Here is a 22,791-nt window from a genome sequence, read left to right as displayed (position 1 = left end):
CGTGAGAACTACGGAGAGGAGTTTTCGCAGGTCAACACACACTTCGCCGCGAAATCCCAGGTCAGCACCTGCCCGCTCCCAATCGCTGCACGAATGGCAGGATTTCTCGGTACGACTGCATGAGGCGGGGCACCAGCCGTACTGCTTGGTGTGGCCCTGACCGGCTGCCCCTGGCCTCAGGCCTCAGGACGGCACGAGGATGACACCGGTGAGCGGTGCGTGCGTGGTCCAGCCGAGTGACTCGTACAGGCCCCGCCCGTCAACCGTCGCGCCGAGCACCCCGACCCGGGCGCCCGCCGCGAGAGCCTCGTTCGCCAGGCTGTGCATGACCACCCGGCCCAGGCCCCGGCGGCGGTGCGCGGGCGCGGTCTCGATCTGATCGAACACGGCGTAGCCGGTACGGGAGGCGGCCCCGGCGACCTGGCCGCGAGCGGCGAAGGCGCCGTCCCCGTCCAGGATGAGGGCGCGGGTCACATCGCCCCGGCTCCAGGTGCGCAGTTGGTAGCCGATGGGCAGCTCCACGGCGTACGGACGCAGGCTTGTCGACATCAGAAAGCCGGGGTCGTCGAAGGACCATCCGGGTGCGAGCCAGGGCTCGATGGTCTCCGGCGCCGTGAATACCTTGAGCCAGGTGCCGGGCGCGGTGATCGTCTCCATGAGCTTGCGCACGAGCGCCTCGTCGGCGCTGGGCAGGATGTGCCGCGTCACATGCTGGGGCATTCCGACGTCGACCGTGAATCCCCAAGGCTCTTCCACGGGAGCGGCGGCCCCGCGAGAGATGACCCAGCCATCGACCCACGCCCGCACGATCTCGGTATCCACGCCGCCCCCACACGTAATAGGTGTTCTTGGGTAAGACACCTTACGTGAGTCCGTAGTCTTCTCGAATCGCGCGGCCGGGGCTAGGTTGGGCGGCGCGCCGAGCCGCGCCGCCCGAGGACCCCCGCCTGAGCGCCACCGCCCGGCAGAGCAACTCACTGCCCCCGCGCGGAGGTCCACCGTGAGCCCATTCCTCCTGCTTTTCGTCGTGGCCCTGATCGGCTTCGGGTTCCAGGAACCCGTCCTGTGGTTGGCCGCGGCTGTTCTTGTCTTCGGCCATGTCCGCTACAGACGCGGCGGGGGCGGCAGCTCCGGCGGCCGGAGCGACTCCGAGTACCGGGCGTATCGCGACCGCCGGGACAGTCAGACCCGGCTGGAGCGGCGTTACCAGCGGGAGAACCGGGGCCGCCTCGCCCGCGAGGCCCGCCGTCACGGCAATAAGCCGGGCGGCGGGAGCCCGCGGTAGGCGGATACCGCTACGCCACCGACGCGCGCCAGTGCGGGTCCCGCCCGGTCAGCGCCAGCACCCGGTCGAACTGCGACACGCCTTCCGCCGGCAAGGGGAACGGCTCCCCGAACACGCCCGCCTTCCGGGCCATCGGCGCCATCTCCCCAAGCCAGCGCTCCAGCTCACCGACGACCACCGGTTCGGGCGTGAACTCCTGCCCGGTGGCGCGGGCCAGATCCCAGGCGTGCACGGTCAGATCGCCCAGCACCATCTGGCCAACGGTCCTGGCGGGGAGCCCCATGGCACCCGTGGTGCCCTCCTCCGCGCCGGGCGCCGCCCATGCTTTGACGAGCGCCGCTGTCTCGTCGGCGAACCGGGCCCGCCAGTCACCTTCGCCTTCACCTTCACCTTCGCCTTCGCCTTCGCCTTCGCCTTCGCCTTCGCCTTCGCCTTCGCCTTCGCCTTCGCCTTCGCCTTCGGTGTAGTGCGGTACGGCGGAGAAGTCGGCGGGCCTCTTCGCCGCGAGCTCCTGGAAGTTGACCACGACGTGGAAGAGGTGGTCGGTCAGCGCGCGTACGTCGTACTCGGCGCAGGGCGTCGGGTCGGCCAGCTGGTCGCCGGCGATGCCCCGCACCACCGGCACGACACGTTCCGCAGCGGATTCGAGCAGGTCACTGATGGTGTTGGTCATGGCTCGACGGTAGGGACCGCCTGGCCCCCGCGTATTGAAAGAACGCGACATAGGATTCCCGGCATGGCAGGTCCAGGTCCGGGTCCACGACGGGACACCCAGGGCATCGTCGATTCCCGCGAGCTCTTCGCACGGGTGCGTTTCCGCCGTCGGCAGCCCGCCCCGGCGCTGCGTCCGTATCTTGAGCACTACTGGCTCATCGACTGGGATCTGACCGAGCCGTACGTCTCCCATGTGGTGCCGCATCCGTCAGTGAACGTCGTCTTCCAGCGCCACGGCGACGAGCCTGCCTGGGGCGAGGTCGCGGGCGTCGGGCTGGGCCTCTTCACCCAGAAGCTGGCGGGGCGGGGCCGGGTGTGCGGGGCGACGTTCCGCCCCGGCGGCTTCCGGCCCTTCGCGCCGCGCCGGCCGGTGTCCCACTGGACGGGCCGACGGGTACCGGTGGCAGAGGTCCTGCCGGGCGTGGACCCGGACACCGTCATCGAACACGAGGCGGAGGACGCGCGGGTCGCCGCCCTGGACGCCTTCCTCCTGGACCTGGACCCGCGGCCCGACCCGCAGGCGCTGCGTATGACGGCGCTGGTCGAGCGCGTACGTACGGACCGCTCGATCCGTCGGGTCGCCGAAATGGCGGCGGCGGAAGGAGTGTCCGCGCGCTCCCTGCAACGGCTGTTCGCCGCGTATGTCGGGGTCGGTCCCAAGTGGGTGATCCTGCGCTACCGCATCCATGAGGCGCTGGAGCGCGCCGAGTCGGGCGAGGCGGAGGCGGGGACGCTGGACTGGTCCGCGCTCGCCGCCGACCTCGGATACAGCGATCAGGCACACCTCGTACGGGATTTCACGGCGACGGTGGGCGTCCCGCCGACCGCGTACGCACGCCCGTAGCTCCGGCCGCACGACGCCGCACGACCCGCCGTTGTCAGACCTTCGTCCTACGCTGCGTGACATGGAGATCAAGACACCGGCGGTACGGATCGAGCCGTGGTCCAAGGATGACTTTCACCTGCTCCGCGCCGCGAACGCACCCGAGATGACGACCGAGCTCGGCGGCCCCGAAACAGAAGAACAGCTGATCGGGCGCCATCAACGCTATGTGGACCTGAGCGCGGACCGGACCGGCAAAGGCCGGATGTTCCGCATCGTGCTGCTGCCCGGAGAGCAGCCCGCGGGCAGCGTCGGCTTCTGGGAGCAGACCTGGAACGGGGACCAGGTGTACGAGACGGGGTGGAGCGTCCTGCCCGAATTCCAGGGGCTCGGCATCGCGACGGCGGCCACGATCGCGGTGGTCGCGATGGCGCGGGCGGAGCACAAGCACCGCTATCTGCATGCCTTCCCGAACGTGTCCAACGGCCCGTCGAACACGGTGTGCCGCAAGGCGGGCTTCGAGCTGATGGGCGACTGCGACTTCGAATACCCGCCGGGCCAGGTGCACCGGTCCAACGACTGGCGGCTGGACCTGCTGAAGCCGTAGAGGAGAATTATCTGCGTCACGCAGCTTATGCGTTAAATCTTGGCCGCCACACGCCACCCGGTGAAATGCTGGCGGTGTGAACGGACCAGAGATCACCATCGCCTTCGCCCCTGAGCTGCGCCTCTTCGTCCCGCCGGAGCACCGTCAGGAGCGTACGACCCTGGTCACCGACGGCTCCTCGACGCTCGGCCACGCCGTCGAGTCGCTCGGCGTGCCGCTCACCGAGGCGGGCCGGCTGCTCGTGGACGGCCGTCAGGTCACCGTCGCCCATATCCCGCGCGCGGGCGAGAGCGTCGAGGTGTACGGCGTCGAACGGCCACAGCAGGTCCCCGGCGCCCCGCTCCGTTTCCTGCTCGATGTCCACCTCGGCACGCTGGCGCGGCGGCTGCGGCTCCTCGGCGTCGACGCGGCGTACGAGAACGAGGACATCGGCGACCCGGCGCTCGCCACGCTCTCGGCGAAGGAGCGCCGCGTACTGCTCTCCCGGGACCGCGGGCTGCTGCGGCGGCGGGAGCTCTGGGCGGGGGCGTACATCTACAGCGACCGGCCCGACGACCAACTGCGGGACGTACTGGAGCGGTTCGCGCCACCGCTCGCGCCCTGGACCCGGTGCACCGCCTGCAACGGCCCGCTGGCGGGAGCGGACAAGGACGCCGTCCAGGAGCAGCTGCAACAGGGCACACAGCGCTCGTACGACATCTTCGCCCAGTGCACGGAGTGCAAGCGCGTGTACTGGCGGGGCGCGCACCACGCCCGCCTGGAGGCGATAGTCGCGGACGCGGTGCGCGAATTCGGGGACGCGGCGGCGTAATCTCTCCGCCGACTACAGCTCACCGCCGCGCAGCCGCTCGACCTGCGTGGCGCTGAGCTCCGCGGTCCGTCGCATATGGGCGGTGAGCAGGGCGATCTCATCGTCGTCGTACGCATCGAACATGGCGTGCCAGGGGCCGTTCAGCCGCTGCCACACCGCGCCGAACTCAGCCATCCGCTCGGGCTCCGTCGTCACGAGCACCCGCCGCCGGTCGGCGGTGTCGCGCTCACGCGTGACGTACCCGGCCCGCTCCAGCCGGTCGACGAGCCGTGTCGCCGACCCGGTGGTGAGCCCGGTCAGCTCGGCGATCCGGCCCGTGGTGACAGGACCGGGCTCCAGGCTGAGCAGATTGAGGCACTGCATATCGGTCGGATGCAGCCCGAGGCGGTCGGCGACCGCCTGATTGAAAAGGGCGTACGCGGCCATATAACGGCGTGACGCGGCGGACAGCTCTGCCATCAGCTCAGGTCGCCGCCCGCCCTGCTCCTTCTGCGTCATGCAGAAATTGTACGGCGCAGCCGCTCCCCGGTCTGGTCTATGCGCTCGCCGGCAGGGTACCCAGCAAGGCATGACCGCCGACACAGACACAGACGTCCTCGTCGTAGGCGCGGGCCCCACCGGGCTGCTGCTCGCGGGCGACCTCGCCGCCGCGGGCCTCCCGGTCACCGTCATAGAGCGCCGCCCGCACGAGACCAGCAATCTGACGCGCGCCTTCGGGGTGCACGCCCGGACGCTGGAGCTGCTGGACGCCCGGGGGCTGGCCGACGAGCTGGTCAAGACGGGCACTCCCGTCAGCGGTCTGCGGCTGTTCGGCCGGCTCTCGCTGGACTTGTCGCAGCTGCGGTCCCGCTTCCCCTTCGTCCTGATCACACCGCAGTACGAGGTGGAGGAGCTGCTGGAGCGCCGGGCCGTGTCGGCGGGCGTCGACTTCCGGTACGGGACGGAGCTGGTCACCCTGAGCCAGTCCGCGGACACCGACACCGACGACACCGACACCGCCACGGACACGGACACGGTCACCGCCGAGCTCCAGGACGCCGACGGCACGCGAAGCACCCTCCGGGCCCGCTATCTGGTCGGAACCGACGGCATACGCTCCACCGTCCGCACCGCCCTCGGCCTGCCCTTCCCCGGCACATCCGTCATCCGCTCCATGATCCTCGCGGACGTCAGGCTCACGGAGGAACCCGCGGACGCCATCACGGTGAACGGCGTCAGGGGCACCATCGCCGTCATCGCCCCCTTCGGCGGCGGCTGGTTCCGCGCCATGGGCTGGAACAGCCGCAACCAGGTCCCCGACATCGAGCCCGCCGACCTCGACGAGATGCGGGAGATCGCCCGCACCGCCCTCGGCACCGACCTCGGCATGCACGACCCCCGCTGGATTTCCCGCTTCCACAGCGACGAGCGGCAGGTCCCTTCCTACCGTTCCGGCCGTGTCTTCCTCGCGGGCGACGCGGCGCACGTCCACTCCCCGGCCGGCGGCCTGGGCATGAACACCGGCCTCCAGGACGCGGCGAACCTCTCCTGGAAGCTCGCCTCGGTGCTGCGCGGCGACGCGCCCGACCCCGAGGCGCTGCTGGACAGCTACCAGTCCGAGCGGCACCCCGTCGGCAAGCTGGTGCTGCGTGCCAGCGGCGCGCTGGTCCGCCTCGCCATGGGACGCACCCCGTTCTGGCGCGCGGCCCGCTCCGTCGGGACTCGCGCCCTCGAAACCGTCCCGCCCGTGGCCACCAGGGCGATACGCGTGGTCACCGGGATCGGCATCTCGTACGGCGGCGGGCTCGGCGACCATCCCCTCACCGGCAGACGCGTACCCGACCTGACGCTCTCCGCGGGCAGGCTGTACGAGCTGCTGCGCAAGGGAGAGTTCGTGCTCGTCACCCCGCCGGGCGTCCTCGACCCGGGCGGGACACCCGCCTTCCTGGCCGCCCCCGACCGCGTCGTACGGGCGCACTGGACCACGGACCGCCGCACCGTGCTCCTGATCCGCCCCGACGGCTACATCGCCTGGGCGTCCAACCGGTGACACGTACAGCTCAGAAGACGTACGGATCCCCGGTGGCAGGCGTCAGCACCCGGTGCTCGTTGTTCCGCGGGTTCCGGTCGCCGGCGCCGCCGTTCCACTGCGTGGCGACGTTGACGACCACCTCGTCCGGAGCTCCCACCGTCCGCAGATCGAGCACGAAGTGCCGCCCGGTCCCGCCCGCCCGCAGCGCGCCCGTCGCGCACATGATCACCTGATCGGCGGACCACAGACACCCGGCGGGCAGCGCCTGGGCGCCCGCAGGGCGTACCGAGAGGGTCAGCCGCACGGTCGCGTTCCGCAGGTTGGCGGGACCGAGATTCTCGGTCACCAGCGAGACCCCGAGCCGCCCGTTCGTCAGGGAGGCGTGTCCGTGGTGCGCCATATCCGCCTCCGGGGCGATCACCCGACCACCCGCGTCCGCGCTCACCCCTGAGGCGACCACCATCACCACGGCGGCGACGGACGCCGCCCACAGCACCTTGCGCTTCGCGTACATGACCCGAAGATACCTATTGATTACATTTACCCCTGATTGCCCCTCAGCTCCGGCGAGTCGGGGTACGAGCCTCCGCCCGCATATCCTGGCCTCGTATCGATCACACGCGCGAGGAGCTGGACATGACTGCCGCTGGGACCCCTGTCGCCGTCGTCACCGGAGCCAGCAGCGGCATCGGTGCGGCCACCGCACGGCAACTCGCCGCCGCCGGCTACCACGTCGTCCTCACCGCCCGCCGCAAGGACCGCGTCGAGGCGCTCGCCGCCGAGCTCACCGCAGCGGGCCACCAGGCCACCGCGTACGCCCTCGACATCACCGACCGCCCGGCCGTCGACGCCTTCGCCGCCGCCCTCGCCGACCGCCTCCCCTCCGTCGACGTACTCGTCAACAACGCGGGCGGCGCACTCGGCGCGGACCCCGTCGCCACCGGAGACCCCGCCGACTGGCGCCAGATGTTCGAGGTCAACGTCATCGGCACCCTCCACACCACCCAGGCGCTGCTCCCCGCGCTCACCGCCAGCGGCGACGGCACGGTCGTGATCGTCTCCTCCACCGCGGGCCACGCCACGTACGAGGGCGGCGCGGGCTATGTCGCCGCCAAGCACGGCGCCCATGTCCTCGCCGAGACCCTCCGCCTGGAGATCGTCGGCACGCCGGTCCGCGTGGTGGAGATCGCCCCCGGCATGGTCAAGACGGACGAGTTCGCCACGGCCCGCTTCCGGGGCGACGCGGAAAAGGCGGCCAACGTCTACGCGGGCGTGGCCGAGCCGCTGACCGCCGAGGACATCGCCGACACCATCACCTGGGCGGTCACCCGCCCCTCCCACGTCAACATCGACCTCCTGGTGGTCCGCCCCCGCGCCCAGGCCTCCAACACCAAGGTCCACCGGGAGCTGTGACGCGCTGACGCCCGGCACAGCCCGGGGTCAGCCCCGGGCCGGCCCGGGGTCAGCCCGGGGTCAGCCCGGGGTCAGCCCGGGGTCAGCCCTTCACGCACACCACCTGCTTGAGCTTCGCCACCACCGCGACCAGGTCCCGCTGCTGGTCGATGACCTGGTCGATCGACTTGTACGCGCCCGGGATCTCATCCACGACGCCGGAGTCCTTACGGCACTCCACGCCCCGCGTCTGGTCCTCCAGGTCCCGCGTCGAGAAGCGGCGCTTCGCGGCGGTGCGGCTCATCTTCCGGCCCGCGCCGTGCGACGCCGAGTTGAAGGACTTGGCGTTCCCGAGGCCCTTCACGATGTACGAACCGGTCCCCATCGAACCCGGAATGATCCCCAGGTCCCCGCTTCCGGCGCGGATCGCGCCCTTACGCGTGACCAGGAGGTCCATGCCCTCGTACCGCTCCTCCGCCAGGTAGTTGTGGTGGCAGGAGATGACGGGCTCGAAGGTGACCTTCGCCTTCTTGAACTCCTTGCGGACCACGTCCTGGAAGAGGCTCATCATGATCGCGCGGTTGTACTTCGCGTACTCCTGCGCCCAGAACAGGTCGTTCCGGTACGCCTCCATCTGCGGGGTCTCCGCGATGAAGACGGCGAGATCACGGTCGATCAGGCCCTGGTTGTGCGGCAGCTTCTGAGCCTCACGGATATGGAAGTCGGCAAGTTCGTTGCCGATGTTCCGGGAACCGGAGTGCAGCATGAGCCACACAGAATCGGACGTATCTATGCACACCTCGACGAAGTGGTTTCCCGATCCGAGCGTCCCCATCTGCTTTGTGGCCCGTTCCTGACGGAATTTGACTGCATCGGCCACCCCGTCGAACCGACGCCAGAGGTCCTCCCACCCCGCCACCGGAAAGTCCCGCAGCGTGCTCGGGTCCACCGGGTCCGCGTGCATTCCCCGGCCGACCGGGATCGCCTGCTCGATCTTCGAGCGGAGCCGGGAGAGATCACCCGGAAGGTCATTGGCGGTGAGCGAGGTCTTCACGGCCGACATACCGCAGCCGATGTCGACGCCGACCGCCGCCGGGCAGACCGCCCCGCGCATCGCGATCACCGAGCCGACTGTCGCACCCTTGCCATAATGCACGTCCGGCATCACCGCCAGGCCCTTGATCCAGGGCAGGGTGGCGACGTTCCGCAGTTGCTGCATGGCAGCGCCTTCGACCGCCGAAGGGTCGGTCCACATCCGGATCGGGACCTTGGCGCCCGGTACCTCTACATACGACATCGTTTCTCGATTCCCCCCAAAAGCCTCAGAGCGCAAATGCCGGTGCCAAGATCGGCAATAGACTCGGCCGATCGGCATCCACAGCAGCGCGTGCGGTAGACATTGTGTCCACCGGCCGCCAGTGGGCGGCAACCGCTTTTCCTCCCGAAGGGAGCCTGGGACCGTGCAACGAAAGGCGTACGTGCCCGGCCTGGCTGCGCTCCTCGTAGCGCTCCTCGCCGGCTGCACCGCCGACACCGGCGCCGATGGCTCCGCCACGGACTCCAAAGCAGGCCAGACCCAGCCCTCCTCCGCCCCCGCCGGCAAGTACCGCACGCTCCGCGAGCCCTGCGGCACCGTCGGAAGTTCGGTCCTCAAGGACCTGCTGCCCGGCGCGGCCGAGCTGACCGAGGAACAGCAGGGCAAGCTGTTCCGTGGCACGCCCTCCGTCACCTACGACACCGACCGCCGCGTCGGGTGCAGCTGGAAGGCCGACGCCCCGGACGCCTCGCACCGCCTCACGCTCGACTACGAGCGCGTCGTCTCGTACGACACGACGGTGAGCGACGACGACCTGGCGCAGGAGGTCTTCGCGAAGAAGCAGAGCGCGGCCTCGGTGCCGATCACCCCCGATGACGCCGATGATCCGGCGTCCGCGTCCGCAACCCCGAGCGGGTCACAGACCACGTCCCCCGCCGCGCCGTCGGCGCCCACGGACACCGGCACTGACCCGTCCGACGGCTTTGAGCCGCGCGAGCTCGACGGGCTCGGGGATGCCGCGTTCCTCGACGACACCCTCACCGCCGCCGGGTCCGGTTCCACCGCCCAGAACCGAGCCGTGAGCGTGGTCTTCCGCACATCGAACGTGATCGTGACCCTCGTGTACACCGAGCAGTCCGCCCTCGCCACCGAGGTCCCGGACAGCAAGGAACTGCAGGACAAGGCGCAGAGTCTGGCCCGCAGACTCGCCGAGCAGTTCACCGACTGAGCGGGTTCGCACCGGACGTGCGGACGTACGCGCGTATCGGCGGACCCGCCCGCGTGCCCGCCGTGTCCGCGTACCGTGGCCTCGCCCGGCATGCACATCGATCGACTGAAGGAACCATGCACCGTTCAGCCTCGCGACTCACTCGCCTTCTCGCCTGCGCAGCCGTCCCGGTGATGCTCGTCGTCGCAGGCTGCTCATCGGGCTCCGACTCCGACGGCGACAAGAAATCCGCCTCGCCCTCCTCCGGCGCCCCGGACTCCCCGGACGCGAAGCCGTCCGCGACCGTCGCCCCCGCGAAGTTCGCCAAGCTGCCCACCTCCTGCAAGACGATCTCCGCGAAGACGGTCGGGCTGCTGGTGCCGGAGACCAAGGTCAAGGCGGGCACGGTCGGCAAGTCCTCGGACCTCGCCAACCGCACCAGCTGCTCCTGGAACGGTCTGGACGACAACGGTGTGAAGGGCTCGCAGTACCGCTGGCTCGACGTCTCCCTCCTCCGCTACGACTCCGAGCAGGCCCTCGGCCTCAGTGGCGAGCAGCGCGCCGAGGACAGTTACGTCAAGGAGATCGCCAAGGCGAAGGCCTCGGAGGGCGCCAAGAAGGTCCGGACCTCGCCCGCGGCCGGTGTCGGCGACGTGGCGACGGCCGTTGTGTACGACCTGACGAAGACCGGCGAGGACTTCAACTACGCGACGATCGTGACGCGTACGGGCAATGTCGTGATCACGCTCACCTACAACGGCACCGGTTACGCGGGCGGAAATGCCCCGGCCGACGCCGAGCTGATGAAGGGCGCCGTGACAGCCGCCAAGGAGGCCGTGGCCTCGGTCGCCGTCGCCAACCCGTAACCGAAGCGCCTACCCTGACGCACCCTCCGAGGGATGCCGGGAAGACATCAGGCGGACGCCAGGAGGCCGCCCGAAGCGACGATCCCCGAACGCATGTGCCAGGCTGTGCCCCTGCTGGACTGGACTGGCACTGGAACTGGACCGGCGAACGGTCCGGACCAAAGGACGGGGAGGGGATCGCGCGTGGCCGCGATGCAGCTGACACGCACGCACCGCATACTCATCGGGGTCGTCGTCACGGGCGCGGTGGTCATCGCCGCGATCGGCTTCGCGGGCTCGTACGCCGCGGTGCGCGAGCTGGCCGAGAAGAAAGGTTTCGGCAGCTTCTCCGTCGTCTTCCCCATCGGCATCGACGCGGGCATCTGCGTCCTGCTCGCGCTGGACCTGCTTCTGACGTGGCTGCGCATCCCATTCCCGCTGCTGCGCCAGACCGCCTGGCTGCTCACCGTGGCCACCATCGCTTTCAACGGCGCGGCGTCCTGGCCCGACCCGCTCGGCGTCGGCATGCACGCGGTGATCCCGATCCTGTTCGTCGTCTCCGTCGAGGCCGCGCGCCACGCCGTGGGCCGCATCGCGGACATCACCGCCGACAAGCACATGGAAGGCGTACGCCTCACCCGCTGGATCCTCTCCCCCATCCCCACCTTCAGGCTGTGGCGCCGCATGAAGCTGTGGGAGCTGCGCAGCTACGAGCAGGTCATCAAGCTGGAGCAGGACCGGCTGATCTACCAGGCCCGCCTCCAGGCCCGGTTCGGACGGTCATGGCGCCGCAAGGCTCCGATCGAGTCGCTGATGCCGCTGCGCCTGGCGAAGTACGGCGTACCGCTCGCGGAGACGGGCCCCTCGGGCCTGGCTGCGGCGGGCATCGAACCCGCGCTGCTCCCGCCGGCGCCCCAGCCGTCGCAACCCACGCCAATACCGGAGCGGCAACAGCAGCAGCTGCCGCGCGGACAGGAGTGGCCCGAAGAGCGGGAGGGCTACGAGGGCTACGAGGAGCACCAGCAGTACGACCAGCCGGAGCAGTCCGAGCGGTTCGAGCAGTACGAGCGCTACGACCAGCTCCCGGACGCCCAGCAGTACACGCAGCAGCAGCCCAAGGGCGAGACCCGCACCACCAACCACGAGAGCCCCTGGTTCGCCGCCCCGCAGGTGCCCCAGGACGCCGCCGAGAGCGCCTTCAACCCGACGTACGTCGAAGGCCTGGAGCCCCATCCGGTACCGGTCCCGCAGGGCCCCGGCCCTGCCCGCCGCTCCCTCAACGGCGTCGCCCCCGGCCTCCGCGCCGACAACCAGTACCCGCAGCCGGAGCAGGAGCAGGGGGACGAGCTGACCGGGGTGGAGGACGCGGAGTTCGCCGAGCTCGCGTACCCCGTCTTCCGGACGTACGTCAGCGAGCACGGCGGCTTCCCCACCCCCGAACAGCTCGACATACACCTCGCCGACGGGCACGGCGTCCGCCACCCCCGCAGCTCCCCGATACTGCGCCGGCTGATCCCGGAGTTCAGGCAGCGCTACCAGACGGAGCTGGAGGCCGAGCACATCGCGTGACCGGCCTCCGCACGCTTACGAGCGTTACAAGCGTTACAAGCGTTACAAGCGTTACAAGCGCTACGCGCCGAGCAGCTTGCGCACCCGGTCCGCACCCACGGCCAGCAGCAGCGTAGGCAGCCGCGGCCCCGTCTCCCTGCCCACCAGCAGCCGGTACAGCAGCGCGAAGAACGACCGCTGCGCCACCTTCAGCTCCGGCGTCGGCTTGGCGTCCGGCGCCAGCCCCGCCATCGTCTTCGGCACGCCGTAGACCAGCGTCGTCAGACCGTCCAGCGACCAGTGCGAGTCCAGCCCATCGACCAGCAGCCGCAGCGATTCGCGCGCCTGCTCGTCCAGCGAGCCGAGCAGCTCCTTGTCCGGCTCGTCGCGTACCAGCGTGCGCTGGTCGGCCGGGACGTGGGCGCTGATCCAGCTCTCGGCGAGGTCCAGCCGGGGCCGCACCTCCTCCAGCGAGGACAGCGGGTTCGCCGGGTCCAGGTCGCTCAGGATCCGCAGCGTCTGCTCGTCGTGCCCGGCCGTGATGTCGACGACCGAGGCGAGCGTCCGGTACGGCAGCGGGCGCGGCGTACGCGGCAGCTCGCCCGCCGCGGTCCGCACGGCCCGCGAGTACGCGGCGGCGTCCGCGGGCAGCGCCGTGCCGTCCGCGACCTTCGACTCCAGCTTGTCCCACTCGTCGTACAGCCGCTGGATCTCCTGGTCGAAGGCGATCTTGAACGACTGGTTGGGCCTGCGCCGCGCGTACAGCCAGCGCAGCAGCGGCGCCTCCATGATCTCCAGCGCGTCGGCGGGCGTGGGCACGCCACCGGCCGATGACGACATCTTGGCCATGCCGCTGATGCCGACGAACGCGTACATCGGGCCGATCGGCTGCACACCGCCGAAGATCTCCCGCACGATCTGCCCGCCGACGACGAACGACGACCCGGGCGAGGAGTGGTCGACACCGCTCGGCTCGAAGATCACGCCCTCGTACGCCCAGCGCATCGGCCAGTCGACCTTCCAGACCAGCTTGCCGCGGTTGAACTCGCTCAGCAGCACCGTCTCGGTGAAGCCGCAGGCCGTGCAGGTGTAGGCGAGCTCAGTGCTGGCGTCGTCGTACGAGGTGACGGACGTCAGGTCCTTTTCGCACTGCCCGCAGTACGGCTTGTACGGGAAGTAGCCCGCCACGCCCGCGCCACTGCCGTCGTCCTCGGCCGCCGCGCCGGAGCCCTCGGCCGCCTCCAGCTCGGCTGCCTCGACCGGCTTCTGCGACTGCTTACCGGGCTTCGGCTTGGTGCGGTACTGGTCGAGAATCGCGTCGATGTCCGCCCGGCGCTTCATGGCGTGCAGGATCTGCTCGCGGTAGACGCCGGAGGTGTACTGCTCGGTCTGGCTGATGGAGTCGTACTCGACGCGCAGCTCGGCCAGCGAATCGCTCATCGCGGCCTTGAAGTGCGCGGCCCAGTTCGGATACGGGGACCCGGCCGGCGCGGGCACCGAGGTCAGCGGCTTGCCGATGTGCTCGGCCCAGGACTTGTCCACCCCGTCGACCCCGTTGGGCACCTTACGGAACCGGTCGTAGTCGTCCCAGGAGATCAGGTGCCGGACCTCGTGCCCACGCCGCCGGACCTCGTCCGCGACCAGGTGCGGGGTCATCACCTCACGGAGATTGCCCAGGTGGATGGGGCCGGAGGGGGACAGTCCGGACGCGACGACGACCGGTTTGCCAGGCGCACGTCGCTCCGACTCGGCGATGACCTCGTCCGCGAAACGGGAGACCCAGTCGGTCTCGGTGCTGCTCTGACCCACGATCGGCACGTCCTCGTCCTTGTTAACTCGATTAACTCGGTTACTGAAGCTCTGTGAGCTGCTACGAGCCATTCTCCCAGACGACGGCTACCCCTCAGGGGTTGCCCGCCCCGCCGCATTCTGCCGGGAAACGGCTTGCCTCTCCATGGGATACTTGACAACCATCCCAACCCCATCCCCATCCCCACCCCGACCCCTCGACAGGAACGGAAGCTCATGCCCTCGGTCCCTTCCCTCGCCTCGACCGTGCAGCAGCGCCTCGCGGACGCCCTCTCGGCAGCTCTGCCGGAGGCCGGTCCCGCCGACCCGCTCCTGCGCCGAAGCGACCGGGCCGACTTCCAGGCCAACGGCATCCTGGCCATCGCGAAGAAGCTCAAGGGCAACCCGCGTGAGCTCGCCACCCAGCTCGTCGCCGCGATTCCCGCCAACGACGTGCTGAAGGAGATCGAGGTCTCCGGACCGGGCTTCCTCAACATCACGATCACCGACAAGGCGATCACCGAGACCCTCGCCGCCCGCGCCGCCGACGACCGCCTCGGCGTCCCGTACGCCGAGAACGCGGGCACGACGGTCATCGACTACGCCCAGCCGAATGTCGCCAAGGAGATGCACGTCGGCCACCTCCGCTCCGCCGTGATCGGCGACGCGATGGTGCGGATCCTGGAGTTCGAGGGCGAGAAGGTGGTCCGCCGCCACCACATCGGCGACTGGGGCACGCAGTTCGGCATGCTCATCCAGTACCTGATGGAGCACCCGCACGAGCTGGACCACAAGAGCGGCGAGGTATCCGGCGCGGAGGCCATCTCGTTGCTGAACCGCGTCTACAAGTCCTCGCGCGTGCTCTTCGACTCGGACGAGGAGTTCAAGGCCCGCGCCCGCAACCGGGTGGTGGCCCTCCAGGCCGGGGACAAGGAAACCCTCGCCCTCTGGCAGCGCTTCGTGGACGAGTCGAAGATCTACTTCTACTCCGTCTTCAACAAGCTCGACATGGAGATCCACGACCCGGACGTGGTCGGCGAGTCCGGCTACAACGACATGCTTGAGGAGACCTGCCGGATCCTGGAGGAGACCGGGGTCGCGGTCCGCTCGGACGGCGCGCTCTGTGTCTTCTTCGACGACGTCAAGGGCCCGGACGGCAACCCGACCCCCCTGATCGTCAAGAAGTCGAACGGCGGCTACGGCTACGCGGCCACCGACCTCTCCGCGATCCGCGACCGCGTCGGGAACCTCGGCGCGGACACCCTCGTGTACGTCGTGGACGCCCGCCAGTCCCTCCACTTCAAGATGGTCTTCGAGACCGCGCGCAGGGCGGGCTGGCTGACCGACAAGGTCAAGACCGCCCAGCTGGCGTTCGGCACGGTGCTCGGCAAGGACGGCAAGCCGTTCAAGACCCGCGAGGGCGAGACGGTGCGGCTGGAGGACCTGCTGGACGAGGCGGTGGAGCGGGCGACGGCGGTCGTACGCGAGAAGGCCGAAAAGGTCGGCCTCAGCGAGGAGGAGATCATCGAGAACGGCCGGTACGTCGGCATCGGCGCGGTCAAGTACGCGGACCTGTCCACCTCGGCCGCCCGGGACTACAAGTTCGACCTGGACCAGATGGTGTCCCTCAACGGCGACACGTCCGTCTATCTCCAGTACGCGTACGCCCGTATCCAGTCGATCCTGCGCAAGGCGGGCGACGCCAAGCCCTCAGCTCACGCGGAGCTCGAACTCGCCCCGGCGGAGCGGGCGCTCGGCCTGCATCTGGACCGGTTCGCCGAGGTGCTGTCCGAGGTGGCGACCGCCTACGAGCCGCACAAGCTGGCCGCGTACCTCTACCAGCTGGCGTCGCACCTCACGACGTTCTACGACCAGTGCCCGGTACTGAAGGCGGAGACCCCCGCGATGGTCGAGAACCGCCTGTTCCTCTGCGACCTGACCGGCCGTACGCTCCACCAGGGCATGGAGCTCCTCGGCATCCGCACCCCCGAGCGCCTCTGACGGCTAGTACTCGCGGACCAGCCAAGTCCCCTTCTCATCCATGTAGTCGTACATCGGCCGCCCCTCGATCGCGCTCGTACGGAACGGCTTCCCGCCGTCGTCGATCCGCACGGTCCCGCGCCGGTCCCCGGTGCTCCACCCGACCTCCAGATACCAGGACACGTCGTGGTTCTCGGTGTGGAGGTCGATGTTGAGCACCTGAGGGTCGTTCGACGCGACCTTGTACGGGAAGTCCTTGGCGGGCACGACGGTGTCGCCGTTCCGGCCCGCCACGGGCTTCACCAGGGGCTGCCCGGCGTCCAGGTCGATGTCGAAGGTCTGCGGGGAGAAGCCGCTTCCGCAACCGAGGCTCACGTTGTACGCGTTCCAGGCGAGAGGTGCGTTGCGCGCCACGATCCGTACGTGCACGGCGGTGAGGACCACCGAGTCCGAGGTCTTGCCCGTCGCGGTCAGCTGGAGCAGCTGATGGCCGCCGTCCACCCCGCCCAGGGCGCGCGCCCAGCCCCGGCGGTCCTGCACGGCGGGTGGCGGCGGGACCGTGCCCGGCTCCTGACCCAGCAGGTATTCCGCGCCGCAGGGTTCGTCCCAGTCGTACGAGCTGATGCCGACCCGCAGCGGTACGCCCTCGGCAGCCGCCGCCGGAGCGGTGGACGTGCGGCTGCCGGACGGCCGTGTGGCGGACGTGGTCACGCTGGGCAAGGGCTTCGCGCTGGGGGTCACGCTCGGCGAAGCGCTCGGTGACGGGGACAGGGACGCGGGGGTGCCGGACGGGGTACCGGCCCCGGCGACGGCACTGGACTTCTCCTTCTCGTCCGGCGAGGCGGCGTTGTTCGCGATCACGGCGGTCGGGACGGCGAGGGCGATAACGGCGCCGGCGGCGAGTGCGATGCGCAGCCGCTTGGGGCTCTTGGTACGGGAGGCGAGCTCGTCCGCCTCGGGACGGACCGGAGGCGTGACCTCCTCGGCGAGAGCCACAGGCACAGTCTCCAGGACCGGGCCCTCGGCCCGTATCCGTCGCCGCGCGCTGTCCGCCACGATCCACCGCCGGTGCAGCTCCATCAGCTCGTCGGGCGTAGCCGCGCACAGCCGCGCGAGCCGCTCGACCGGCGCGTACTCGGTGGGCACGGCGTCGCCGTTGCAGTACCGGTGCAGCGTGGACGTACTCACATGCAGCTTGCCCGCGAGGACGCCATAGCTGCGTCCCGAGCGGTCCTTCAGTTCCCTGAGCAGGGCCGCGAACTCCTCGGCCTCTGGTGTCGCCACGCGCCGTTCCCCCTCGATATGCCTGCGAAATGCCTGCCGCCCGTCCCGGAACACCGTTCCAGGGACGGGGTATCCCCCCAGGTCACAGTACGCGCCAGCATTCCAGCATCCCCAATGGGCCAGGGGCAGTTGCGGCCGGAATCGACCGCCCCGCAGTCTGTGATCACACCGCAGAGCTCACCGGGAAGCAGACATGCGAACCCGTCTACACAGCCACGCAGTCGATGCGGTGGCCGTGCTCGTACTGATCGCCTCCACGGCGACCGTCACGGTCCTCATCTGCCACTTCTGATCCACAGACCTTTCATACGGGGAGAACCGAACATCATGCGCAACAGCCGAATCCGTTCCACCGCCATCGCCGCCACCGCTCTGCTGGCCGCGCTTTCACTGACCGCCTGCGGCTCCGACGAAGACGTAAAGACGTCGGGCGTGGCGGCCTCGTCCCCGATCGCTCCGGCCACCAGCGTCCCGGCCGGCGAGCAGTCGTCCCCCGCAGCAACCGACCAGACCGAGCAGCCCGCGTCCTCTGGCGGGAACGCCAAGACCGGCAGCTCGGGCACGTCCGGCGGGAACGGCGGGACCAGCACGTCCGGCGGCTCCAGTGGCTCCAGCACGTCCGGCGGCTCCGCCAAGAACTCCGGCGGCGGCGCCAAGGCAGACACGGGCCCCGTGACCACCACCTGCACCGGCGGGAACACCACAGTCAAGGTCACCCAAGTGAACCGGCCCATCAACCACCTGCTGCTGACCGTGACCAACACCGGTTCAAAGGCGTGCAACGCCTACCACGCCCCGTTCGTGGGCTTCGACAACGCCCAGTCCGCCACCCACATCCTGGAGGACAGCAAGCCGCAGGCAGTGGTCACGCTCTCACCGGGCCAGTCCGCGTACGCCGCCATCGGCCTGTCCGCCGCCGACGGCGGGAACGTGCGTACGGCCAAGCGCCTGACCGTTCACTTCGCCCCGGCCAGCAACTCGGGCTCGACCGGCCCGGGGGCGGGACTCGCGCTCCCGGCGGGCACGACCATTGACGACAAGGCGTTCGTGACCTACTGGCAGAGCGACATGAGCGACGCCCTTACGTACTAGTCACACGCTGATGCCCCTCGCCGGAACCCAAGAACCCGGCGGGGGGCATCGCGGCGCGCACCCGCTCACCTCAGCGCGTGATCGTGTGCGAGGTCCGGCCCGTCACTTCGTCGATCTCGGTGTGGGCCTTCTCCAAGAGCTGCGAGGCGAGGTCCATGAGCGCGCGTGCGCCCGCTATCTCCTCGCCCACCCGCAGCTGTTCCGGATCGGAGGGGTGACGGTGGGCGTAGCCATGGGCGCGGATCTCGGTGCCGTCACCGAGTCTCACCAAGGCTGCCGCGCTGGTCCGCTCGCCGTCCTCCTCGAACTCCATCTCGATGTGCCATCCAACGAGTGTGTGCATGGCTGATCACCTCCAGCGGTACCCCTTTTATCCAGGGTGCGCCGCCGGAGCTCTGATCACCACCTCACTCACCAAATGGTGAGTACCCGACTTATTAGTCGGTACTTGTTCTCATTCCAGCGCCGGTCGAAGATCGGAAGGACAAGAAGCCCACACCCCCTTGCACACTCAGGAGCACACCCATGCCCAGCACCCGCCCTCCCGTTTCTGTTCTCGGCCTCGGCATGATGGGCACGGCCCTCGCCGCCGCCTTCCTCAGGGCGGGACACCCCACCACCGTCTGGAACCGCAGCCCCGCCAAGACCGGCCCCCTGGTGGCGCAGGGCGCGACCCCGGCACAGACGGGCCCCGACGCGGTGTCCGCGAGCCCGCTCGTCGTTGTCTGCCTCATGACGTACGACAACGTCGAGGAGGTGCTCCATCCGCTCGCGGCCGACCTGGCGGGCAAAACCCTGGTCAACCTCACCAACGGCACCCCCGCCCAGGCCCGCGAGCTGGCCGCCTGGGCGGAGCGGCAGGGGGCCCAGTACCTCGACGGCGGGATCATGGCCGTACCGCAGATGATCGCGGGCCCGCAGGCGTACGTGTTCTACAGCGGCCCGCAAGCGGCGTTCGACGCGCACCGCGAGACGCTGTCCGCCCTTGGCGGCACGAAGTACGTCGGCACGGACCCCGGCTTCGCCGCGCTGCACGACCTGGCGCTCCTCACCGGCATGTACGGCATGTTCGCGGGCGTCATCCAGGCCTTCGCCCTGGTGCGTACAGAAAACCTTTCGGCCACGGAATTCGCCGAGCCCCTGGTCGCCTGGGTCAGCGCGATGCTGTCGGGCACGCCCGAGCTGGCAAAGGCGATCGACTCGGGGCAGCACCTGACGGACGTCTCCAGCCTCGCGGTCAACCAGGCGGCTTTCCCGAACTTCCTCGCCACCTTTCGCGACCAGGGCCTCAGTCCGGAGCTTTTCGAGCCGTTCCAGGCGATCCTGGACCGGGCAATCAAGGAGGGTTACGGGGCGGACGGCCTGTCGCGGATCGCCGACCTGCTCAAGGTGACCCGCTAGAGCTCGAATTCGCACCACGCGACCTTCCCGGGGTCGCGCTCGCCGACCCCCCACGCGTCGGACAGAGCGGCGACGAGCAGAAGCCCCCGCCCCGACTCCCCGTCCGGCTCCCGCAGCCGTGGCCGCCCGCCGCCGCTGTCATGGACCTCGACGCGCAGCCGCCGAGACGTAGCGGCGGCGTTGAGCAGAAGCCGTAGCTGGTACCCGCGCCCTGGCGGTACGCCGTGTACGAGCGCGTTGGTGGCCAGTTCGCTCACGCAGAGCAATACGTCGTCCAGGCGCGACCCGAGGCCGAGGTGGGCGGCGGCGGAGCGGACGAATTCCCTGGCGGCGGACACTGTTTGGCGCTCACGGCGGAAGAACCGCTCGACAAGCAAGGGGGGTTGCATTGTCTCGTTCATGAGACAAGCGTCACGAGCTGTGACTAGCGTGTTGCAGTACGCGAAGTCGTACGCGCAATTTGTACGGGCGCTCAGGGCGTGACTTCAGGGCAGGGACGGGGAGTTGGATCGGTATGCACCCCAGAAAGCGGCAGCGGAAGAACGCGTCGACGATGAAGCTCGTGGGCGCTCAGATGGGCCAGTTCAGGCGGGTCGCCGGGCTCACGCAGTGTCAGCTCGCTGAGTTGATCAACGTCCACGAGGAGACGATCAGCTCGATCGAGCAGGGCAGACGCCCGCTGAGGCCTGACATCGCGGCGGTTCTGGACCAACTGCTGGATACAAAGAGAGCGTTGCAGACGGCGGTGGAGAACATGCCGGAGATCGACATGATCCCGGCGTGGGCGGAGGAGTACATGGACATCGAGGCGGAAGCGATCACGCTTTCCTGGTTCGAGAACCAGGTGCTGCCGGGTCTGCTCCAGCCAAAGAGCTACGCCTACGCGATCTTCCGCAACAGGATCCCGATCCTTACCGAGGACGAGATCGAACGGCGTGTAGCAGTCCGCATGGAACGCGAAGAGATTCTGCGCCGGAAGGAGCCCCCGACTTCGAGTTTCATCATCTCCGAGGCGATCCTTAGAGACCGTCTCGGGGGCGACGAGGTGTACGCGGAAACTCTCCGCCATGTCCGCGCCTGCGCCGACCTTCCAGGTGTCACGCTCCAGGTCATGCCACTCGGCCGACAGGGCCATGCCGCACTCGCCGGTCCGTTCATCCTCCTCGAAACACCGGACCATCAGCATGTCGGCTACACCGAAACCCAGCGCGGCAGTCAGCTCATCACCGACCCGGATGAGGTCAGTATCCTGGCGCAGAAATATGCGATGCTGCGGACGCAGGCCCTCAACATCGAGGAGACGAAGGGCCTTTTGGACCGGCTGCTAGGAGAGCAATGAGCACGGCACTGGAATGGTTCAAGTCCAGCTACAGCGGCAGCGATGGCGGCGCGTGTCTCGAAGTCGCCTACGCGTGGCGCAAGTCCACGTACAGCAGCGACGAGGGCGGCGCCTGCGTCGAGGTGGCAGCCCACCCCCGTGCCATCCACATCCGCGACTCCAAGGTCACCGAGGGCCCCCAGCTCACCGTGACCCCCGAAATCTGGTCATCCTTCGTCGCGTACGCAACACGTACAACCATGTGATCTACCGGCGGGTCTCCTCATCCGTAAGGGCCGGGCGCTCAGGCGCCTGGCCGGGGGGAAGACCAGAGGAGACACATGCGTACGCAGCGACACCCCGGGCGCGCCCGGCGGAAGTTCGTCATCGTGGCCGCCACGGCCACGGCGCTCCTGGTAACCGGCGGCCTGGCGCACGCCGCCGCGCCGACGGCGGATGGGCCGACGAGCCTGTTCACGTTCGACACACCCGATGTCCCGGCCGGGGGGACCGTCACGCACACCTTCAAGGTGAACGCGCCGGAAAAAGGCAAGGTCACGTTATTCATGGAGCCCGGCCAGGGCTTCCGCTTCTGGGACGTCGCAACTGAGTCGTCCGACCTCAACGTCAGCCAGATCGACGGCGGCACGAACGCCACGTGCGTGCCCTTCGTCTATGGCAACGGGGAACGCCAGGTCAACTGTGACGTCGGCGCGGGCGAAAGCATCATCAAGTACTCCTTGACCGCCAAGGCGGACACCGAGGCGTGGGGACTCGAGGCGCAGGCCGCCTTCATACCGACGGCCGGCGCCGCGACCAAGGAGCTGAACAACTTCAAGGTGCTCAGCGACGACCCGGTGGAGATGTCGTACCGCGTCTTCGGGCGGGACACGGCCGACGACGGCCGCCTCAACTCGCACGAAACCTTCCCGGTGGAGGTGGACCCGCTGACCAAAAACTACCGCTGGAACCACGGCACGGGCTGGGACGCGTTCGACGCGCTGACCAAGCTGTCCCCGATCGGCATGGACAACAGGGGCGGCGGCGTCGTCGCCCGGGAGCCTGACGGCCTCCTGTGGTACTACCCGTCCAATGGCAAGAAGTGGAGCCAGGACCTCTTCAAGCCGCGGGTGCGCGTGGGCACCAACTGGAACATCTACAGCTCCATACGCGGCACGGGCGATGTCACCAAGGACGGTAACGCCGACCTCATCGCGCGCGACAGGGCCGGAGTGCTGTGGCTCTACAAGGGCACCGGCAACGACGCGGCACCGTTCGCCCCCCGCACCCAGGTCGGCACGGGCTGGGGTGTCTACAACGCCATGACCGGCGGCATCGACGTCACCAAGGACGGTGTCGCGGACCTGTACGCCCGCGACACAGCCGGCGACCTGTGGCTCTACAAGGGCACCGGCTTCCCGTCGAGCCCGTACGCCACCCGCGTCAAGGTCGGCTCGGGCTGGAACATCTACAACGCGCTCATCGCTCCGGGCGACGGCTCACTCAACGGCAAGGGCGCACTGCTCGCCCGCGACGCGGGCGGGAAGCTGTGGTGGTACCGGGGCACGGGCAACGCGGCGGCACCGCTTGAGTCGCGGACGCCTGCGGTGGCTGAAACCCACCCGTACACCGCCTGGTTCTAGTCAGCC

At 69.3% G+C, this 22,791-nt stretch carries 24 protein-coding genes; 15 read left to right on the top strand and 9 right to left on the bottom strand.

Going from position 1 to position 22,791, the window contains the following annotated elements; genetic code table 11:
• Positions 1-183: 183 nt before the first annotated feature.
• Positions 184-822: a GNAT family N-acetyltransferase gene (locus ACIHCQ_RS24080; protein WP_399665874.1), complete on the bottom strand. Its 639-nt coding sequence runs from the start codon at positions 820-822 to the stop codon at positions 184-186.
• Between the two features lie 178 nt (positions 823-1,000).
• Between ACIHCQ_RS24080 and ACIHCQ_RS24075 the strand changes: the two genes are divergently transcribed.
• Positions 1,001-1,285: a hypothetical protein gene (locus ACIHCQ_RS24075; RefSeq protein WP_399665871.1), complete on the top strand. Its 285-nt coding sequence runs from the start codon at positions 1,001-1,003 to the stop codon at positions 1,283-1,285.
• Positions 1,286-1,295: 10 nt separating this feature from the next.
• On the opposite strand, the gene ACIHCQ_RS24070 is transcribed toward ACIHCQ_RS24075, so the two are convergent.
• Complete coding sequence (locus ACIHCQ_RS24070; protein ID WP_399665868.1) at positions 1,296-1,958, bottom strand: maleylpyruvate isomerase family mycothiol-dependent enzyme; 663 nt, start codon at positions 1,956-1,958, stop codon at positions 1,296-1,298.
• 63 nt (positions 1,959-2,021) lie between these two features.
• On the opposite strand from ACIHCQ_RS24070, the gene ACIHCQ_RS24065 reads away from it, so the two are divergent.
• From ACIHCQ_RS24065 to ACIHCQ_RS24055, 3 genes are all read left to right on the top strand, one after another.
• Positions 2,022-2,843: a DUF6597 domain-containing transcriptional factor gene (locus tag ACIHCQ_RS24065; protein ID WP_399665865.1), complete on the top strand. Its 822-nt coding sequence runs from the start codon at positions 2,022-2,024 to the stop codon at positions 2,841-2,843.
• A gap of 61 nt (positions 2,844-2,904) precedes the next feature.
• Entirely contained in the window at positions 2,905-3,429 is a 525-nt protein-coding gene (locus tag ACIHCQ_RS24060) for a GNAT family N-acetyltransferase (RefSeq protein ID WP_399665863.1), read from the top strand.
• Between the two features lie 76 nt (positions 3,430-3,505).
• Positions 3,506-4,240, top strand: coding sequence for a Mut7-C RNAse domain-containing protein (locus ACIHCQ_RS24055; RefSeq protein ID WP_399665861.1), 735 nt, complete (start codon positions 3,506-3,508; stop codon positions 4,238-4,240).
• A 12-nt stretch (positions 4,241-4,252) separates the two neighbouring features.
• Here the strand turns inward: ACIHCQ_RS24055 and ACIHCQ_RS24050 are convergent, their stop codons facing one another.
• Complete coding sequence (locus ACIHCQ_RS24050) at positions 4,253-4,738, bottom strand: MarR family winged helix-turn-helix transcriptional regulator (protein WP_399665859.1); 486 nt, start codon at positions 4,736-4,738, stop codon at positions 4,253-4,255.
• A gap of 70 nt (positions 4,739-4,808) precedes the next feature.
• On the opposite strand from ACIHCQ_RS24050, the gene ACIHCQ_RS24045 reads away from it, so the two are divergent.
• Complete coding sequence (locus tag ACIHCQ_RS24045) at positions 4,809-6,269, top strand: FAD-dependent monooxygenase (RefSeq protein WP_399665856.1); 1,461 nt, start codon at positions 4,809-4,811, stop codon at positions 6,267-6,269.
• A gap of 10 nt (positions 6,270-6,279) precedes the next feature.
• Here ACIHCQ_RS24045 and ACIHCQ_RS24040 read toward each other — a convergent pair whose 3' ends face one another.
• Entirely contained in the window at positions 6,280-6,765 is a 486-nt protein-coding gene (locus ACIHCQ_RS24040) for a hypothetical protein (RefSeq protein ID WP_399665853.1), read from the bottom strand.
• Positions 6,766-6,887: 122 nt separating this feature from the next.
• Here ACIHCQ_RS24040 and ACIHCQ_RS24035 point away from each other — a divergent pair, with 122 nt between their 5' ends.
• Positions 6,888-7,664 (top strand): SDR family NAD(P)-dependent oxidoreductase, encoded by a 777-nt coding sequence (locus tag ACIHCQ_RS24035; protein WP_399665851.1) that lies wholly within the window; start codon positions 6,888-6,890, stop codon positions 7,662-7,664.
• 82 nt (positions 7,665-7,746) lie between these two features.
• On the opposite strand, the gene ACIHCQ_RS24030 is transcribed toward ACIHCQ_RS24035, so the two are convergent.
• Positions 7,747-8,940 carry an RtcB family protein gene (locus tag ACIHCQ_RS24030; protein WP_399665849.1) on the bottom strand — a complete coding sequence of 398 codons (1,194 nt, stop codon included), beginning with the start codon at positions 8,938-8,940 and terminating at the stop codon, positions 7,747-7,749.
• 163 nt (positions 8,941-9,103) lie between these two features.
• On the opposite strand from ACIHCQ_RS24030, the gene ACIHCQ_RS24025 reads away from it, so the two are divergent.
• The 3 genes from ACIHCQ_RS24025 to ACIHCQ_RS24015 all read left to right on the top strand — a co-directional run bounded on the left by ACIHCQ_RS24025 (position 9,104) and on the right by ACIHCQ_RS24015 (position 12,300).
• The gene (locus ACIHCQ_RS24025; protein ID WP_399665846.1) at positions 9,104-9,907 is read left to right on the top strand and encodes a DUF3558 domain-containing protein; all 804 of its coding nucleotides are present in this window, start codon (positions 9,104-9,106) and stop codon (positions 9,905-9,907) included.
• 116 nt (positions 9,908-10,023) lie between these two features.
• Complete coding sequence (locus ACIHCQ_RS24020; protein ID WP_399665843.1) at positions 10,024-10,752, top strand: DUF3558 domain-containing protein; 729 nt, start codon at positions 10,024-10,026, stop codon at positions 10,750-10,752.
• A gap of 183 nt (positions 10,753-10,935) precedes the next feature.
• Positions 10,936-12,300 carry a DUF2637 domain-containing protein gene (locus ACIHCQ_RS24015; protein WP_399665841.1) on the top strand — a complete coding sequence of 455 codons (1,365 nt, stop codon included), beginning with the start codon at positions 10,936-10,938 and terminating at the stop codon, positions 12,298-12,300.
• 60 nt (positions 12,301-12,360) lie between these two features.
• On the opposite strand, the gene lysS is transcribed toward ACIHCQ_RS24015, so the two are convergent.
• Positions 12,361-14,097: a lysine--tRNA ligase gene (gene lysS / locus ACIHCQ_RS24010; protein ID WP_399665838.1), complete on the bottom strand. Its 1,737-nt coding sequence runs from the start codon at positions 14,095-14,097 to the stop codon at positions 12,361-12,363.
• 207 nt (positions 14,098-14,304) lie between these two features.
• On the opposite strand from lysS, the gene argS reads away from it, so the two are divergent.
• The gene (gene argS / locus ACIHCQ_RS24005) at positions 14,305-16,068 is read left to right on the top strand and encodes an arginine--tRNA ligase (RefSeq protein ID WP_399665835.1); all 1,764 of its coding nucleotides are present in this window, start codon (positions 14,305-14,307) and stop codon (positions 16,066-16,068) included.
• 3 nt (positions 16,069-16,071) lie between these two features.
• On the opposite strand, the gene ACIHCQ_RS24000 is transcribed toward argS, so the two are convergent.
• Complete coding sequence (locus ACIHCQ_RS24000; protein WP_399665832.1) at positions 16,072-17,331, bottom strand: helix-turn-helix domain-containing protein; 1,260 nt, start codon at positions 17,329-17,331, stop codon at positions 16,072-16,074.
• Between the two features lie 327 nt (positions 17,332-17,658).
• Here ACIHCQ_RS24000 and ACIHCQ_RS23995 point away from each other — a divergent pair, with 327 nt between their 5' ends.
• The gene (locus ACIHCQ_RS23995) at positions 17,659-18,423 is read left to right on the top strand and encodes a DUF4232 domain-containing protein (RefSeq protein ID WP_399665829.1); all 765 of its coding nucleotides are present in this window, start codon (positions 17,659-17,661) and stop codon (positions 18,421-18,423) included.
• 70 nt (positions 18,424-18,493) lie between these two features.
• On the opposite strand, the gene ACIHCQ_RS23990 is transcribed toward ACIHCQ_RS23995, so the two are convergent.
• A complete protein-coding gene (locus ACIHCQ_RS23990; RefSeq protein WP_399665826.1) occupies positions 18,494-18,766 on the bottom strand; it encodes a DUF1876 domain-containing protein in 273 nt (90 codons plus the stop codon).
• A gap of 182 nt (positions 18,767-18,948) precedes the next feature.
• Here ACIHCQ_RS23990 and ACIHCQ_RS23985 point away from each other — a divergent pair, with 182 nt between their 5' ends.
• Positions 18,949-19,824 (top strand): NAD(P)-dependent oxidoreductase, encoded by an 876-nt coding sequence (locus ACIHCQ_RS23985; RefSeq protein WP_399665823.1) that lies wholly within the window; start codon positions 18,949-18,951, stop codon positions 19,822-19,824.
• On the opposite strand, the gene ACIHCQ_RS23980 is transcribed toward ACIHCQ_RS23985, so the two are convergent.
• Positions 19,821-20,225, bottom strand: coding sequence for an ATP-binding protein (locus ACIHCQ_RS23980; protein WP_399665820.1), 405 nt, complete (start codon positions 20,223-20,225; stop codon positions 19,821-19,823). The genes ACIHCQ_RS23985 and ACIHCQ_RS23980 overlap by 4 nt on opposite strands.
• A 113-nt stretch (positions 20,226-20,338) precedes the next feature.
• Between ACIHCQ_RS23980 and ACIHCQ_RS23975 the strand changes: the two genes are divergently transcribed.
• From ACIHCQ_RS23975 to ACIHCQ_RS23965, 3 genes are all read left to right on the top strand, one after another.
• Entirely contained in the window at positions 20,339-21,163 is an 825-nt protein-coding gene (locus ACIHCQ_RS23975) for a helix-turn-helix domain-containing protein (RefSeq protein WP_399665817.1), read from the top strand.
• Positions 21,160-21,408: a DUF397 domain-containing protein gene (locus tag ACIHCQ_RS23970; RefSeq protein WP_399665814.1), complete on the top strand. Its 249-nt coding sequence runs from the start codon at positions 21,160-21,162 to the stop codon at positions 21,406-21,408. Before ACIHCQ_RS23975 ends, ACIHCQ_RS23970 begins: the two co-directional genes overlap by 4 nt.
• Before the next feature lie 75 nt (positions 21,409-21,483).
• Positions 21,484-22,785, top strand: coding sequence for a hypothetical protein (locus ACIHCQ_RS23965; protein WP_399665811.1), 1,302 nt, complete (start codon positions 21,484-21,486; stop codon positions 22,783-22,785).
• Positions 22,786-22,791: the final 6 nt, after the last annotated feature.

The sequence above is a fragment of the Streptomyces sp. NPDC052236 genome (assembly GCF_044548015.1).
Taxonomy (GTDB): Bacteria; Actinomycetota; Actinomycetes; order Streptomycetales; family Streptomycetaceae; genus Streptomyces.
The sequence above is the reverse complement of the archived record's forward strand: the minus strand, read 5'-3'. Positions and strand labels throughout refer to the sequence as shown.